This is a genomic window from Rhodococcus sp. H29-C3, assembly GCF_030063405.1.
Lineage (GTDB): Bacteria > Actinomycetota > Actinomycetes > Mycobacteriales > Mycobacteriaceae > Rhodococcoides.
On record NZ_JASITC010000062.1, the window covers coordinates 1 to 966 of the forward strand.

The following is a 966-nucleotide window of genomic DNA, read 5'->3' on the forward strand; positions in this document are numbered from 1 at the left end:
AAGTGTGCGAGAACCCGTGCAGTGTGCACGGGTGTCAACTTCAGCTCGTCCAGTCCTCGCGTCACGGCGTCGAGATCGGCAGCGGGTAGTCGGACACAGATCCACGCGGTGATTGCTGCAGCGGCGTCGGTCTTCTCACGGCGGCGTTGCTCGCGGAAGTTCACAGTCCCTGCGGGCGACGGATCGTGGAGCGCCGCACCGTCGGGGCCGGTGTCGGTGCGAGGTGGCTGTTGACGGTTTTGGTGACCTGGTCGTGGGTGACGGTGATTTCGATGAGGTCGTCGACCCTGACGTCGAGAATGTCGCACAGTGCAGCGAGGGTGTCCATGCTCAGTCGTTGCGGGGGTTGGGTGACGAGCCGGAACACTTGTTCGCGGGAGAGGTGGATGCCGCGTTCGGCCAACAACGGCACCAGGTCCGAGGTGGCGTACAGGTCCCGCGTCGCCATGATCTGGCGTAGATGCCAGTGGTAGCTCATCTTTTTCGTCACGGCTTCTCCCACAGGTCGGAGTGTTTTGTCAGGGCCCGGTGTAGCAGCCGGTTGCGGTAGTCATCGGAGACTCCGGTGTAGAGGGCTGTCGTCGCGGCGTACGCGTGTCCGACCTGAGCGGAAACGAACTTCTCCGGATAGTCGAATTCGACGAGGTGGGTGACGTAGCTGTGGCGCAAGCAATGCAGATCGAGTTCTACCGGAAGGTTCGCGGCCGTGCGTGCGGTGGTGAACGCTTCGTTGATGCGACGCAATGACATGCGGTCGGCGCGTTCGGTCACCCACAACGCCGGATGCGCTCCGACACCGAATTGCGGCCGGACCTCATCGATCCAATGGTGTAGAACTGGGACGATCCAGTCCATCTCGGGGACGGTGAGGACAGTGCGACGTTTGGGCGGTCCACCGCGCGAGGATTTACCCCACCGCACGAACAAGCCGCCGCTGCGACCGAACGCGGGGACCTTCGGATTGTG

General features: G+C 63.0%; 2 protein-coding genes. Both read right to left on the bottom strand.

All coding sequences use genetic code 11. The features are described 5' to 3' along the window. Window positions 1-160: 160 nt before the first annotated feature. Window positions 161-490 (bottom strand): helix-turn-helix domain-containing protein, encoded by a 330-nt coding sequence (locus tag QMK32_RS25160; RefSeq protein ID WP_283478298.1) that lies wholly within the window; start codon window positions 488-490, stop codon window positions 161-163. After that, on the bottom strand, window positions 487-966 hold a 480-nt coding region (locus QMK32_RS25165), incomplete at its 5' end, for a tyrosine-type recombinase/integrase (protein WP_283478300.1). The genes QMK32_RS25165 and QMK32_RS25160, both read right to left, overlap by 4 nt.